The organism is Geobacter sp. OR-1, assembly GCF_000813145.1.
Lineage (GTDB): Bacteria > Desulfobacterota > Desulfuromonadia > Geobacterales > DSM-12255 > Geoanaerobacter.
This window is the reverse complement of record NZ_BAZF01000004.1, coordinates 257375-271784: the sequence shown is the minus strand read 5'-3', so window position 1 is coordinate 271784 and position 14410 is coordinate 257375. Positions and strand designations below refer to the sequence as shown.

General features: G+C 58.0%; 8 protein-coding genes and 2 pseudogenes. 7 read left to right on the top strand and 3 right to left on the bottom strand.

What is annotated here, in order from left to right; translation table 11 throughout:
* The first annotated feature begins 1 nt into the window (after position 1).
* The gene (adeC, locus tag OR1_RS06255) at positions 2 to 1417 is read left to right on the top strand and encodes an AdeC/AdeK/OprM family multidrug efflux complex outer membrane factor (protein WP_041970711.1); all 1416 of its coding nucleotides are present in this window, start codon (positions 2 to 4) and stop codon (positions 1415 to 1417) included.
* A gap of 106 nt (positions 1418 to 1523) precedes the next feature.
* Here adeC and recQ read toward each other — a convergent pair whose 3' ends face one another.
* On the bottom strand, positions 1524 to 3374 hold the full coding sequence (recQ, locus tag OR1_RS06250) for a DNA helicase RecQ (protein ID WP_082002830.1): 1851 nt from the start codon (positions 3372 to 3374) through the stop codon (positions 1524 to 1526).
* A 57-nt stretch (positions 3375 to 3431) separates the two neighbouring features.
* Complete coding sequence (locus OR1_RS06245; RefSeq protein ID WP_041970710.1) at positions 3432 to 4493, bottom strand: glycosyltransferase; 1062 nt, start codon at positions 4491 to 4493, stop codon at positions 3432 to 3434.
* Between the two features lie 48 nt (positions 4494 to 4541).
* On the opposite strand from OR1_RS06245, the gene OR1_RS06240 reads away from it, so the two are divergent.
* On the top strand, positions 4542 to 5309 hold the full coding sequence (locus OR1_RS06240) for a response regulator (RefSeq protein ID WP_237754241.1): 768 nt from the start codon (positions 4542 to 4544) through the stop codon (positions 5307 to 5309).
* On the opposite strand, the pseudogene OR1_RS06235 reads toward OR1_RS06240, so the two are convergent.
* Positions 5288 to 7325: pseudogene (locus tag OR1_RS06235) on the bottom strand (molybdopterin-dependent oxidoreductase). The gene OR1_RS06240 and the pseudogene OR1_RS06235 sit on opposite strands and share 22 nt — an antisense overlap.
* 274 nt (positions 7326 to 7599) lie before the next feature.
* On the opposite strand from OR1_RS06235, the gene OR1_RS22545 reads away from it, so the two are divergent.
* From OR1_RS22545 to OR1_RS06220, 5 genes and pseudogenes are all read left to right on the top strand, one after another.
* Positions 7600 to 7941, top strand: coding sequence for a hypothetical protein (locus OR1_RS22545; protein ID WP_052440288.1), 342 nt, complete (start codon positions 7600 to 7602; stop codon positions 7939 to 7941).
* 106 nt (positions 7942 to 8047) lie between these two features.
* Positions 8048 to 11878 carry a chitobiase/beta-hexosaminidase C-terminal domain-containing protein gene (locus tag OR1_RS22540; RefSeq protein ID WP_052440287.1) on the top strand — a complete coding sequence of 1277 codons (3831 nt, stop codon included), beginning with the start codon at positions 8048 to 8050 and terminating at the stop codon, positions 11876 to 11878.
* Positions 11879 to 12193: 315 nt separating this feature from the next.
* On the top strand, positions 12194 to 13078 hold the full coding sequence (locus tag OR1_RS06225; RefSeq protein ID WP_041970709.1) for an ATP-binding protein: 885 nt from the start codon (positions 12194 to 12196) through the stop codon (positions 13076 to 13078).
* Positions 13079 to 13099: 21 nt separating this feature from the next.
* A pseudogene (locus OR1_RS23225) lies at positions 13100 to 13306 on the top strand (tetratricopeptide repeat protein); the annotation flags it as partial.
* Positions 13307 to 13315: 9 nt separating this feature from the next.
* Positions 13316 to 14389, top strand: a complete 1074-nt coding sequence (locus OR1_RS06220; protein WP_237754240.1) for a tetratricopeptide repeat protein — start codon at positions 13316 to 13318, stop codon at positions 14387 to 14389.
* Positions 14390 to 14410: the final 21 nt, after the last annotated feature.

The following is a 14410-nucleotide window of genomic DNA, read 5'->3' as shown; positions in this document are numbered from 1 at the left end:
TATGAACCGAGCAATTTTACCTCTCTTTGCCCTGGCGATCGCTCTTGGCGGCTGCGCATCCATGGCCCCGAAATACGAGCAGCCGGCTCCACCGGTGCCCGGCGCCTGGCCCGAGGGGGCGGCGTATAAAGCAGTGACCGCCGCACCGGCTCAGAAACCGCTGGCCGAGATCCCCTGGAAAGAGTTTTACAGTGACGCCAAGCTGAACAAGGTGATTGCCCTGGCCCTGGATAACAACCGGGATCTCAAGGTCGCCACCCTGAACATCGAACGGTTCCGCGCCCTGTACCAGATCCGGCGCGCCGACCTTTTGCCGCAGGTTGACGCCAATGCCGGTGTCAGTGTCCAGCGTGTGCCCGCCGACCTTTCCTCCAACGGCAACGCCAAGACCTCAGAGCAATATAGTGTCGGCCTCGGCGTTGCCTCGTACGAACTCGATCTGTTCGGCCGGGTGCGGAGCCTCAAGGACCAGGCATTGGAGCAGTTCCTCGCCACCGAGCAGGCCCAGCGGAGCGTCCAGATCAGTCTGGTCTCGCAGGTGGCGACCGGCTGGCTCGCCCTGGCAGCGGACCGGGAGCGGCTGCAACTGGCCAAAGAGACCCTGACGAACCAGCAGGAATCGTTCAAGCTGACCAAAAACCGCTTCGACGTCGGCGTCGCCTCTGCTCTTGATCTCAATCAGGCCCAGACCAGCGTCGATACTGCGCGGGTCGACATCTTCCGCTTCACGGCCCTGGTGGCCCAGGACGAGAACGCCCTGAATCTTGTGGTAGGTTCCAGGGTGCCGGCTGACCTGCTTCCCCAGGCCCTTTCCGAATCATTGACATCACTCAGGGACGTTGCACCCGGCCTAGCGTCGGATGTGCTCCTCAAGCGCCCCGACATCCTGCAGGCAGAAGGGGAGCTGAAAGGGGCCAACGCCAACATCGGCGCAGCCAGGGCCGCCTTCTTTCCCCGCATTACCCTGGTTTCGAGTATCGGTTTCGGCAGCGACGAGCTGGCCGGCCTGTTCAAGGGCGATTCCTTTACCTGGAGTTTTGCCCCGCGGCTTTCGGTACCGATCTTCGACGCCGGCGCCAACAAGGCTAACCTAACAGTGGCGGAGGTGGACCGCGATATTGCCGTGGCCCGGTACGAAAAAGCGATCCAGACCGCCTTCAGCGAGGTGGCCGATGCCCTGGCCCAACGGGGGACCATTGACGAACAGCTGGCCGCCCAACAGTCGCTCACCGATGCCACGGCCGAAAGCCACAAACTCTCCCTGGCCCGCTACGAAAAAGGGGTGGATAGCTACCTGCAGGTTCTGGATGCCCAGCGCACCCTCTACGCTGCCCAGCAGAACCTGATCGGGGTCCGGCTGACCCGGCTGGCCAATCTGGTGACCCTCTACAGGGTGCTCGGCGGGGGGACAAGGTAAAAGGACGTCCACTGCTGGTATATGTTGACAGGAAAGGCCCGCCGGAATACTCCGGCGGGCCTTTCCTGTTCCGTCCCCGATGCTGCCATCCGGTTTGTCAGTTCTGTCAAGCGTCCGCGGAATTCTGCCGGATAACCTCAAGGAAGGCGGCGCCGTAGCGTCCGAGCTTCTGGATGCCTACGCCGCTTACCCGCAGCATGGCATCGCTGTCAGCTGGGCGTTCTGCTGCCATTGCCGCCAGGGTGGCGTCGCTGAAGATGACATACGGCGGCACCCCCTGACTGTCGGCCAACCGCTTGCGCAGCGCCCGCAGGGCCTGAAAAAGATCCTCATCGTATTCGCCGACTGCCGGGGACCCTGCTTTGCGGCGTGGCTCCTTCTTGACCGGAGCAATCTTCACCCTCGGTTTTGCGAGAATGAGCTGTTCCTCGCCCCGCAGCAACGGCAGGGCCGCCTGGGTCAGCTTCAGCACCGAAAAGTTGGCCAGATCCTGCTCCAGATACCCCCGGTGGATCAACTGGCGGATGATGCTTCCCCAGGTCTCGGTGGCCAGGTGGCTGCCGATGCCGTAGGTGGAGAGCCGGTCGTGTCCCAGCTGCCGGATCCTCTCGGTTTTCGCCCCCCGCAATACCTCGATGACGTGGCCTGTGCCGAAACGCTGGCCGACGCGGTAGACGCAGGACAAGGCCTTGCGGGCCTCTTCGGTAGCGTCGAAGCTGTCGGGCGGGTCCAGGCAGAGATCGCAGTTGGCGCATGGTTCTTCCAGACGCTGGCCGAAATAGCCGAGCAATGCCTCCCGGCGGCAGCTCCCGGCCTCGGCAAAGCCGATCATGGCGCTCAGTTTGTGCAGCTCGATCCGTACCTGTTCCGGGTTGGTCCCGGATTCGATCAGGGAGCGGCTGATCGCGATGTCTCCATATCCGAAGAGGAGCAGCGCCTCGGCTGCCAGGCCGTCGCGACCGGCCCGTCCCGTTTCCTGGTAGTAACTTTCGATGTTTTTGGGCAGGTCGTAATGGACGACGAAGCGGACGTTGGGCTTATCGATCCCCATGCCGAAGGCGACAGTGGCAACCACCACGCGGATGTCGTCGCGCAGGAACGCCTCCTGCACCCGGCTCCGCTCCCGATCCGCCAGCCCGGCGTGATAGGCTGCCGCCTCCACCCCAATCTCCCTGAGTTTGGCTGCCACCTCTTCCACCCGCTTGCGGGAAAGGGCGTAGACGATCCCTGCCTCTTTGGGCCTCGTACCCAGGAACTCCTGCAGCTGCTGAAACGGTTTGCGCTTTTCAACCACGGTGTATCGGATGTTGGGACGGTCGAAGCCGGTGATGTACAGCTGGGCATCACGAAGTCCCAACCGCTCCATGATATCGTTGCGGGTCTGCAGGTCGGCAGTGGCGGTAAGGGCTATCAGAGGTATTCCAGGGAATAAGCCCCGCAGACGACCCAGTGCCACGTACTCGGGGCGGAAGTCATGGCCCCACTGCGAGACGCAGTGGGCCTCGTCGATGGCAAAGAGGGCAATAGGTATCTCCCGCAGCCGCTCCAGGAAGCTTTCTGACATGAGCCGTTCCGGAGCCACATACAGAAGGTCCAGCTCTCCGGCGTGGAGACGGGCCAGGACCTGCCGCGCCTCCGCTTCACCCATAGAGGAGTTGTAGGCGGCTGCGGCAACGCCGTTCTCCTTGAGCGAGTCCACCTGATCCTTCATCAGCGAGATGAGTGGCGAGACAACAATAGCGACTCCGGGCCGGTGCAGGGCCGGAATCTGAAAGCAGAGCGATTTGCCGCCTCCGGTGGGCATGAGGACAAAGGAGTCGCCGCCGTTTATGACCCGGGTAACGATCTCCTCCTGAAAAGGACGGAAGTCGTGGTAGCCGAAGACGGTCTGCAGGGTGTGGCGCGGATGCCCCTGCACGGATCGTTCTGAGGTTGTTGCGTTTGTAGTCTGGGGCATGGGCGCATCCTAGCAGAAAGATGGCTGCAGCGCCACCAGCTAGATGCTCAATGGCGGTTATGAATGCACACGAGAGCGGCGGCGGATATAGTTGAACCAGGCCCAGGTAAGGACGGTTGCCAGAAGATTAAATCCTTTGTTGTCCAGCAGGGGGGCTATATGCCGGTCAAAGCCGTCGAGAACCGGTGTCGGTCCGTTGCCGGGCGCAATCCCTTTTTTGAAGTTCCTGCGGACATCCAGAAAAAATGCCAGTTGCCAGGCATTGCCGCGCACGTAACTGCCGGTGCGTTCCCAGAAACTGCGCCGCTCTTTCCTTGGGAGTGCCACGATCAGTCTCTTGACCCGGTCAAGGATCGGAAAGAGCTGCAATTCGCCTGTGGCGGACTGGTCCCGGTAAAGATCTGCTATTGCCCGGAACGGTTCGTCCCATTTCTGGCCCGCGCAGTTCATCAGGATCGCGTTAATTGTCTGCCTACGCTGCAGCCCTTCGGCTTCGAACCGCCGTGCCGAGGTGAGCAGCTCTGCCGGGATGAGCAGCAGCCGCCCCTGGGCGCGAACCTTATCGGCAAGCCTGGTTTCCGCGAGCATCGGGGGGAATGTATCAAATGGTCCCAAATGATCGAAGCTGCTCCTGGTGATCAGCAACCCCTGATCGCCATGACTGCATTCCGGACGCAGCAGTCTCGCCTTCGATTCGTAGAAGTAATAGCCGAGTGATTGTGGCGCGGCTATGTCGCCAAACCGGAGGGCAAATTTGGCGGCAACCGTCGTATCGCCGTATTCCGCAAGGATGTCGGCCCCTTTTCGGAGCGCGCTGCTCTCTGCAAACCGGGAGTCGGCATGAAGGAACAGGAGGTGCTTTCCCCTGCTTGCCGCAACTGCGGCATTCATCTGCGCGCCCCGTCCGCTTGCGCCGGTGACCAGTTGCATCCGGATGCCGCAGCGGGCTGCGAGCGATTCTGCCCGTCTGCAGGTGTCGTCAGTCGATCCGCCGTCGCTGATCACCACCTCTAAGCTGATGCCGGTCTGGGTGGCCAGGCTTGCGAACAGATCCGCTATCGCGATCTCCTCATTAAGCGTGGGAATAATAACGGATAATTCGGGCTGTAGGGCGTTCATGAGCAGGTTCCCGGAGATATTTCTAAACTTTTTCCCGGCCGGGCCGATATGAAAAAACTGGCTGTCAGCAGCAATTCCGGCCCAGCGCTTATGGAGGAAAGCAACATGTCCATCCCCACGGTTCTCCTCGTTGACGACGTCAAGCTGCTCCTCGAACTGGAAAAAAATTTTCTGAAACATTCAGCGGTCCGGTTACTGACCGCTTCAAACGGCGAAGAAGCATTGGATGTTGCCAGGAGAGAACATCCCAACCTTATTTACATGGACCTGAACATGCCGAAGATGGATGGCAAAAGCTGCTGTGCCGCCATCAAGGCGGATCCGGAACTTTGCTCCATACCGGTTATCATGGTTACTACCGCAGGGAGCCAGATCGACGAAATTCGCTGTCGCGAAGCCGGTTGCGACGATTATCTGACCAAGCCGATCGACCGACGCCTTTTTCTTGAGAAAGGACGCCGTTTCGTCCCTGCCATTGACCGTCGCGAGCCGCGGGTTTCCTGCATGGCCGAGGTTGCCCTGGTAAACGGAGAGGTCATCGGCAGCGCCAACTGTGCGGACATAAGCGTCGGAGGGCTGTACATTACTGCTGACAAAAAGCCTCAAACAGATGAAGATCTGAAAATATCCTTTACCCTGCCTGGCAGCAACGTCAAGATAAAGGCCAAAGGGCGCGTGGCCTGGGACAACAGTGGGAACCCGCGCAGCAAACCCCGGCTTCCGGCCGGATTCGGCGTCGAGTTCACCGAAATCGAAACCGAAGTATTGAAAGAGATCCGCAATTTTATCGAAAGTCAACGCGCTAAGGGTGGTTGACCGGTTTTACCCCTGATATTCACCTTGTTGTCGTAAAATGTGCTTCCCCTCCCCATGTCCGTCAGGCGCTGGGATGTCAGAGCGTTGACGGTTCTGTTCCCCGGGGCATGTTCGATCCACCATGCCCCTTCTGTTACGGCTATACCGCAGGGAACATTTTCGCTCACTCCCAATATGAAATCAACCTCGCCGCGGGAATTCCACACCGTAACGACGCTATCCGCATCAAGGGCCCGGTCGGCTGCATCCTGAGGATTGATGGTTATTCTCATCCCTGCCAGTTTGTTGCGAAGGTCGGGCCGTTCGTAAAACGAGGAGTTAAGAGCGTAAAAGGCCGGAGCGGTCATCAGCCAGAACGGGTATGGATCTGTTGATGCGTGAGGAGGGATGAATCGTGGCAGTGGCTGGTCAAGCCTCGGGTTAAGCAGCTCGATTTTCCCGGATGGCGTTAAAAACCGTTGTCCCGGGTCTGCGGGGAGTTTGAGCCGAACCGCATTGCCGCTGTTGATGTCTGTTGCGTTGATCCCCATTCTCCAAGGCGAATCCCCGGCGACGAGGGTGTCGATCAATTCGTCGGCGGTCTGACTGAAGAACGGTTGCTCAAACCCGAGCTCTTTTGCGAGCAGGGAAAAGACCTCCCAGTTGGACTTGCTTGCTCCGACCGGGGGGATAGCGGGCGCTGCCCGCTGGATGCAATAACTGCCATAAGATCTGTAGATATCGCTCTGTTCCATGGAAGAGGTCGCGGGGAGCACCAGATCGGCATGCAGCGCGGTGTCGGTCATGAACCGTTCATGGACCACGGTGAACAGATCTTCGCGGCAAAGCCCCTTGATTACCTCGTTTTGATCCGGGGCAACTGCTGCCGGGTTGGAGTGATAGACGTACAGCGACATTACCGGCGGGTCCGACAGGCTGTTCAACGCCTCACCCAGCCGGTTCATGTTGATGATCCGGGTCGGGCTGGTCATGAACTCTTCCCTGGTGACCTCTTTCATGGCAAAGGCTCCGGAGGTGGAAGTGCCGCAGAAACATCCCCCACCGGGCTTTGCGTATCCCCCGGTAAGTGCCGGCAGGCTCACGATGGCCCTTACTGTCATGGCGCCGTTGCCGTAACGGGAAAGTCCGCTGCCAAGCCTGATAAACGGGGATGCGGCCGCACCGTATTCAGCTGCCAGTTCTTCTATCTCCAGCTCTGGCAGGCCGGTGATCTTACTGACCGCCTCGGGGGAGTAATCGGGCAGGATCCGGGCCGCCAGTTCCGGAAAACCGTGGACGTTGTCCCGGATAAAATCGTGATCGACCAGATTGTCCCTGACAAGGATGTGCATTATTCCGAGTGCCAGAGCCCCGTCGCTGCCGGGCCGGACCAGTAGGCTCCTGTCGGCTGCCGCCGCAGTCCTGGTCCGGTAGGTATCGATCATGACGACTTTGGCCCCGCGCCGCCTGGCTTCCGCCACCCGGTGCAGGAAATGGACGCTGGTGGCAGCCGCATCTATCCCCCACAGGATGACCAGATCGCTTGCGATTACGCTGTCGGGGTCAGTGGCCGGGGTATCCCCCATGACCGCCTGCCATCCGGCATCTTTGGCCGGGGAGCAGATGGTCCGTTCCAGTCTGCTCGCCCCGAGGCGGTGGAAAAAACGGGTGCCCGCTGTTCCTCTGGACCAAGCCCATGGTGCCGGCATACGAGTAGGGTAGAATCGCTTCCGCACCATAGGCGGCAATGATCGTTCGCCACTGATCGCAAATCCTGGCAATCGCCTCATCCCAGGAAACAGGGTGAAATGTCCCGCTCCCTTTGGGGCCGGATCGAGCCAGAGGAACGGTTAACCGGTCCGGAGAATGCACCGTTTTTTCGTAGTTGGCCATTTTTACGCACAGGGTCCCCTTGCTGTACGGGTGGTCAGGGTCGCCTGAAACCGATACGACCCGGCCGTTTTCGACTGTGGCAAGGATGCCGCAGGTGTCGGGACAGTCGTAGGGGCAAACGGATTTCACCAGTGTTCGGGACATGGCGATTTCTCCTCTGTTCGTGCAATGGTTTGCGACCGATAGGCCGGTCGCATCGGCACTGTTAGTCTGATAAATTACATGCATCAACTGCCGTGTCAATATATTGCAATTTCCCGCTTGGGACACCGTGAGAAAGCGTCATGTTCTCAGCGTGTATATCAAAAATATACACGAAAAGCTAAATTAAAACAGTATGTTGAGGAAAGGAGCGGTTATTGCATTAAGTGCGATTAATATGAGTTGGTTTTAATCGTGCGACTCTCTTTGGTGCCCTATGAACAATGCTAGCAAATTCCGGGAAAAATACCCTGCTGTCTTTGGCGTTGTCAACATCATCGCGGCATTGTGCCTGACCCTGTTGCTCCCTTTCAATGCCCGGGCGGAAACTCCCCCGGATATTGCTGCCGGCAAGTATCACTCGGCAGCGTTAAAAAGTGACGGTACAGTATGGAGTTGGGGGGATAATGTCAATGGGCAGCTGGGGGACGGGACATACCTTGACAAGAGTGCCCCGGTTCATGTCAGCCAACTGTCTGGAGTTACCGGCATTGTTTCCGGCGGCTTCCATACGGTTGCCATAAAATCAAACGGGACCGTATGGGCATCGGGGGAATAACGGCAGTGGCAGACTCGGTAATGGCTCCACCACCCAGAGGAATACCCCTGTACAGGTAGTAGGTTTCACCGGAGCTATCTCGGCCGGCGCCGGTTACGCGCATACAGTGGCGCTCAAGAATGACGGCACGGTCTGGGCATGGGGGCGAAACCTTGAAGGTGAACTTGGGACCGGATCATTTACGGAGATGAACACAACCGCGGTGAAAGTGAACGGTCTTAGCGGTGTCGTTGCCATCGCTTCCGGTGACATGCATTGTCTTGCCCTGAAATCCGATGGCACGGTATGGGCATGGGGAGCAAACGGTTACGGCCAGCTGGGGAATGGCGGTTCCGTGAACAGCAGCTGCCCGGTGCAGGTCAGCGGGCTCACACAGATAGTGGCAATAACTGCCGGCAGTTATCATTCGGCGGCTCTCAGAAGCGACGGAACGGTTTTGACTTGGGGTTACAATGCCAACGGTCAGCTGGGTGACGGGACAACTGAAAGCAGAAATACCCCGGTGGTTGTCACCGGAATCGGCGCTGCAACCAGGATATCAGCAGGTTCCAATCATATGTTGGCCATTATGGCGGACGGCACGGTCCGGTCCTGGGGATGGAACACCTATGGCCAGCTCGGGGACGGCAGCACCCAGGACCGGCGAACCCCGGCGCAGGTATATGGTCTTTCAGGGGTGAGAACTATTGCCGCTGGATACGGTCATTCCCTGGCAGTGAAAAGCAGCGGTCAGGTGGTTGCCTGGGGCAATAACGGTTACGGGAGGCTGGGCGACGGCACGTCCGGCCAGCAGACCTATCCGGCGCAGGTCATCGGATTCGGCACTCCGGCGGCGCTGTCGGTCGGCCATTACCATTCAGCAGTGGTGACCGGTGACGGTTCTGTCTGGACCTGGGGGCGGAACTCGGAAGGTCAGCTGGGCGACGGCACGACTCTGATGAAAAGTGTTCCGGCGCCGCTTGCCGGGTTGTCCGGATTCAGCTCGGTCGCTTCCGGCGGGTATCATACCGTGGCCTTGAAAGGGGACGGCACTATTGTCTCCTGGGGAAACAACAGCAATGGTCAGGTCGGAGACGGCACCCTGATTTCACGGCTTTCTCCGGTCCTGGTCACCGGATTGTCCGGAGTTATAGCGGTCGCGGCCGGCAGCTACCACTCGGTTGCCCTGAAAAGTGACGGTACGGTCTGGACCTGGGGTGGGAACTATTATGGCCAGCTTGGCAACGGGGACACGTTTGACCGGAGTTCCCCGGTCCAGGTGCTCGGCCTGGAGGGAGTGATCGCCATCGCTGCCGGCAGTTCCCACACGGTTGCGCTCAAGAGCGACGGCACGGTCTGGACGTGGGGATACAACAGCTCCGGCCAGCTCGGAGACGGGACCAATATTTCCAGATATGCGCCGGTCCAGGTTTACGGCCTTGCGGGAGTAATCGCGATCGCCGCGGGGTGTTACCACACGTTGGCAATACAGGGCGGGGGAGTCCTCAATGCCTGGGGAGACAATACCTACGGCCAGCTTGGCGATGGGACGCAGACGGCACGGTATTCCCCTGTGGTCGTTAGTGGGGTCCCCAGTCTGTCGGCAGTTAGCGGCGGGGGATATCATACCGTCGCCTTGAGCGCGGACGGGACGTTATGGCTGTGGGGTGAAAATGCGGAAGGCCAGCTCGGGAACGGCACTACGAACGGCAGTTTGCTGCCGTTGCAGTTGAGCTCTCCTGGCGGCGTGGCAACAATATCGGCCGGGTATTTCAATACTGCCGCCGTATTGGGGAACGGTACGGTCTGGGGGTGGGGTGACAATCTCTACGGACAGGTCGGGGACGGCAACGGCAGCATGCTCCCGCACAACTCCTTGATAAGCCTGGACAATGTCGCGCCAGTTACTACTGCGACCCCTGGTGGCGGCTCGTTCCAGGAGAGCGTTTCGGTTGCGCTAAACTGCAGCGATGCCGGAACCGGGTGCGGCGCAATCTATTATACCCTGGACGGCACCACCCCGACCTTCCCGGTCTCCGGCAGCACTGAGACCTACAGCAGTGCGCTTAATCTCAGCATCAGCGGAACCATTTCGTTCCTCGCGATAGACCTGGCCGGCAATATCAGTGCTGTGCAGAGCCAGGCTTACGCGGTCCTGCACTACTTCCCGCTTACAATCCAGTTTGGCGGGACAGGCGGGGGAGCGGTAACCGTCCTGCCGGCGCCGCCCGGTATCGGTTGCTCGACAAACTGCAGCCAGTCCTTTGTCGAGGGGACGATGGTCTCGGTTACTCCTGTCCCGGATCAAAACTCTGCTTTCAGTTCATGGACCGGCTGCGATTCTCTTTCCGGAGAAACCTGCCAGGTCACGGTGAACTCCGCGAGATTCGTAACAGCGGACTTTGTGGTGGCGCCAACGGCAACGATATCCGCTACCCCAAACAACCCGGTTAATCTGGCCTCCGCCGAATTCGCGTTTTATTCCAACGATCAGTCAGCAACCTTTGAGTGCCGTCTCGATAATGCCGAATGGGCAGTCTGCGCCACTCCCAAGAGCTACAGCGCTCTTGCGGAAGGAGTGCACACTTTTTCGGTCAGGGGAGTAAACGCGGCCGGAATCAGAACCGCTAACCCTCCGGTCTGGAGCTGGACCGTGGATACCACCCCTCCTGAGACCTCCTTCAGCAGCACTCCGGCAGCCCAGTCCAATGCGACCGGCGGCACTTTTGCCTTTGCCTCCACCGAGACCGGCGCAACATTCGAGTGCAAACTGGACAGCGGCAACTGGAGCGGTTGCAGCACCCCACACTCCTACAGCAGTCTGGCGGGCGGCAATCATAGTTTCAGCGTGCGGTCAAGGGACCTAGCCGGAAATACGGACCCGACACCCGCAGCCTATTCCTGGACCATCGACATTGTAGCGCCGGTTACCTACATTACCGCCAAACCCAGCGGTGTGACAAAACTGAGTTCGGGCAGCGTCAGCTTTACTGCGAACGAAGCGGGTTCGACCTATCAGTGCAAACTGGACTCGGCCCAGTACTCAGCATGCTCGTCACCGTACAGCTTCAGCGGTCTTGCGGATGGATCGCACGTATTCATGGTACGTGCAATCGATCCGGCCGGGAATGTCGATAACAGCCTGCTCGGCTGTTCATGGGTAATCGACACCACTGCGCCGAATACCACCATAGTCACTCAGCCTTCCAACCCCTCCAACAAGGTGTCGGGAGGAATCGGGTTTTCCTCCAGCGAGACCGGTTCCACCTATGAATGCTCACTGAATAATGCCGAGTTTGCAACCTGCACCTCCCCTTATTATTTCAGCGGGTTGAGCAACGGCGCCCATCAGTTTCTGGTCAGGGCAAAGGACCCGGCCGGTAATGTTGACCAGAGCCCGGCCACCGTAAACTGGGTCATTGACACGGTTTGGCCCGACACCAGTATTGTCTCCGGACCGCCTCAGGTCAGCGCGGTCAATTCCGGAAGCTTCGCCTTCTCCGCCACCGAGTCCGGGGTCAGTTACGAATGCAGCGTCGACAGCTCATCTTTTGTTGCCTGCAGCAATCCGTACAGCTTCAGCGGCCTGGCCAACGGTCCCCATGTCCTGCAGGTCAGGGCCAAAGACGCAGCAACCAATCTCGATCTTACTCCCGCCAGTTACAGCTGGACAATCGATGTCCCGCCCTTGCCGTGCAACGCCATGGTCGGCAGCAGCTGCTATCCGGATATCTCGAGCGCCTACGCTGCGATCCAGGCGCCGGGAAGCGGGATAATTATGGTCAAAGGGGTTGTTATTACGGAAAACACCCTTGCCGGGAAAGAGCTCGCCGTTACCTTGCAGGGCGGATACGACGACACCTTCTCCTCCCGGCTGGAGGGGAACCTCACGGCGATTACCGGCAGTTTGACCGTAAGCCTCGGCAGCGTGGCGATCGACTCCCTGGTAATTCGCTGATACTCCCCCATCTTTGCCGTTCTGACCCGGAAAGTTATTTCCCGGGACATAACGGCTTTTTACTTGCCGCTCAAACTCCTTCCTGATATAAAATCTCCGCAGATTCATAGATAGTTTCCATCCGGAAACTCCGGATGAGAAACTATTGGTTTACGGATCGGAAAGGAGGGATTTTTCGTCCAGGCAAGGAAATCAAGGGATTGCGCGGAGGCGTACTACTGTACGTCGCACAAGCGATCCTGCAGATTGACACCGCCAGGGCGAAAATGAACCCTTTCCGGACGGAAACTAGATAAACCCGATCACGAGGCAACAATGGAACTTGATCGCGAACTGGCCGCGCAGCTCAAAAGGGTTCTCACGTCACTGGAACAGCTTTTGCCGAACCCGGTCGATAAAATAGACTGGAAGGCCACCTATGCCGCCAACTGGCACCGGCACTCGTTTGCCGGGTTCCTGGAGCCGCTGGAGGAGATCGAAGGGATAACGCTGGATGATCTTCTCGGGATCGACAGCCAGAAGCGGGCGGTGGAAGAGAATACCAGGCAGTTCCTGGCCGGGTATCCGGCCAACAATACCCTGCTCTGGGGCACCAGGGGCACCGGTAAATCATCGCTGGTCAGGGCGATCCTGAACCGTTACGCCGTTGAAGGGCTAAGGGTAGTGCAGGTTGACAAGGACGATCTGGTCCACCTGCCGGATATTGTCGCCGCGATCAAGGACCAGCCGTACAAATTCATCATCTTTTCAGACGACCTCTCGTTCGAGACCGGCGAATCCAGCTACAAGATGCTCAAAAGCGCCCTGGACGGTTCGGTCTACGCTCCTCCACCCAATGTCCTCATCTATGTCACCTCCAACCGCCGGCACCTGCTGCCGGAATACGAGAGCGACAATCGTGGTTCCATGATGGTGAACAATGAAGTTCATCACGGCGAGGCGGTCGAGGAGAAGATATCGCTTTCCGGCCGTTTCGGACTCTGGGTCGGGTTTCATCCGTTCAGCCAGGCCCAGTATCTTGAGGTGGTGCGGCAATGGGTGGAAAAACTGTGCGCCAGGCATCGGGTGGAACTCCCCTGGAGCGACGAACCGCGTCTGGCTGCCATAGAGTGGTCGCACAAGAAGGGGGACGCAAGCGGGAGGATCGCATACCAGTTTGCCAGCGATTGGGTCGGCAGAAAGCTGTTGGGAAAGAGGTAGTCTACTACTGGAGAATAGATTATGTCCGCAGACAAGCTCTTTCAGAAGGCATTTGACAAGCACCGTCAGATGCAGTTTAGAGAAGCCGCTGATCTTTACCGAAAGTTCCTTAAGCATAATCCCAATCATCTTGATGCCAACTATCTGCTCGGGACACTGTACGCCCAGTCCGATAACCTTTCGGAAGCGGAACGATTCCTTAGCCGTGCCGAGGCAATTAACCCGGCATCAGCACTGGTGAAAGTTAATCTCGGTAATCTGTACAAGGCTCAGGGGAAATATGACAAAGCAGTCGAATGCTTTACCCGCGCAATACAGTTAAAACCAGATCTTCCCCAGGCCTACTTTGGCCTCGGTTCTGCCCTCGAACTCCGCGGAGATAACGAACAACAGACCAATGACTGTTATTTTAAGGCGCTTTCCCTCGACCCGAGCATTCCGGAGGTCCACCAAGCCGTTGGGCGGCGTTATTTCAAGGCAAGGAAACCTGAGGCATTGGATCACTTTGAAACTGCAAAACGTCTTAACTCGGAACTGCCGGAGATTGATAGGGATCTCGGTTTGGCCTACCTGCGGTACGAGAGAAGTCCGGAAGCTGCAGAATGTCTTAAAATTGCGGTGACCAAATGTCCTGATGATGCCACAGCCAGATTTTTTTTGGCGGTGGCACAGGGGGAAGAACCGGATCCGGAGCTTAAGAAAAAGTATTACCAGGAGGAGTTTGACCGTTTTGCCCCGACTTTTGACGGGCTGTTAGTCGATAAACTCGGTTACCGGGGGCCGTCGCAACTTGTCGATCTAACCAAGGAACACTGCGGCAATGAAATAAAGTTCAATAATGCGATCGATCTCGGCTGCGGAACGGGGTTGAGCGGTGTCGCTTTCAGGGATCATGCGAGAACCCTCAGCGGCATAGATATCTCGGAAAAAATGCTGGAAGCTGCGGCTGGAAAAAATTGCTACGACCGGTTGTTGCGGGGGAATATCCTCGAAGTGCTTATAACTTGCGAGGAAAAGTTTGATCTGTTCATTGCGGCTGACGTTTTTATCTATATTGGCGACCTTGCGCCTTTATTCCAGGAGGTAAAAGCACGGGCAGACAGAAACGCAATGCTTGTATTTACCACTGAAAGTTGTGATGGTGAGGGTTTTGTCCTGAAAGCATCCGGCAGATACGCTCATAGCCCTGCCTATATCCATTCCGTAGCTGATCATTATGGGTTTAAGGTTATGGGTGAAAAAGAGGTGCAACTTCGGACTGAAGGTGCCGATTGGATCATGGGTAATTGCTATCTATTAACGCTCAGATAGTAAATTTTAAATCGTTGAGGA

Coding starts and splice junctions, on each gene's coding strand:
- adeC (WP_041970711.1), top strand. CDS start 2: ATGAACCGAGCAATTTTACCTCTCTTTGCCCTGGCGATCGCTCTTGGC.
- recQ (WP_082002830.1), bottom strand. CDS start 3,374: ATGCCCCAGACTACAAACGCAACAACCTCAGAACGATCCGTGCAGGGG.
- OR1_RS06245 (WP_041970710.1), bottom strand. CDS start 4,493: ATGAACGCCCTACAGCCCGAATTATCCGTTATTATTCCCACGCTTAAT.
- OR1_RS06240 (WP_237754241.1), top strand. CDS start 4,542: ATGAAAAAACTGGCTGTCAGCAGCAATTCCGGCCCAGCGCTTATGGAG.
- OR1_RS22545 (WP_052440288.1), top strand. CDS start 7,600: ATGAACAATGCTAGCAAATTCCGGGAAAAATACCCTGCTGTCTTTGGC.
- OR1_RS06225 (WP_041970709.1), top strand. CDS start 12,194: ATGGAACTTGATCGCGAACTGGCCGCGCAGCTCAAAAGGGTTCTCACG.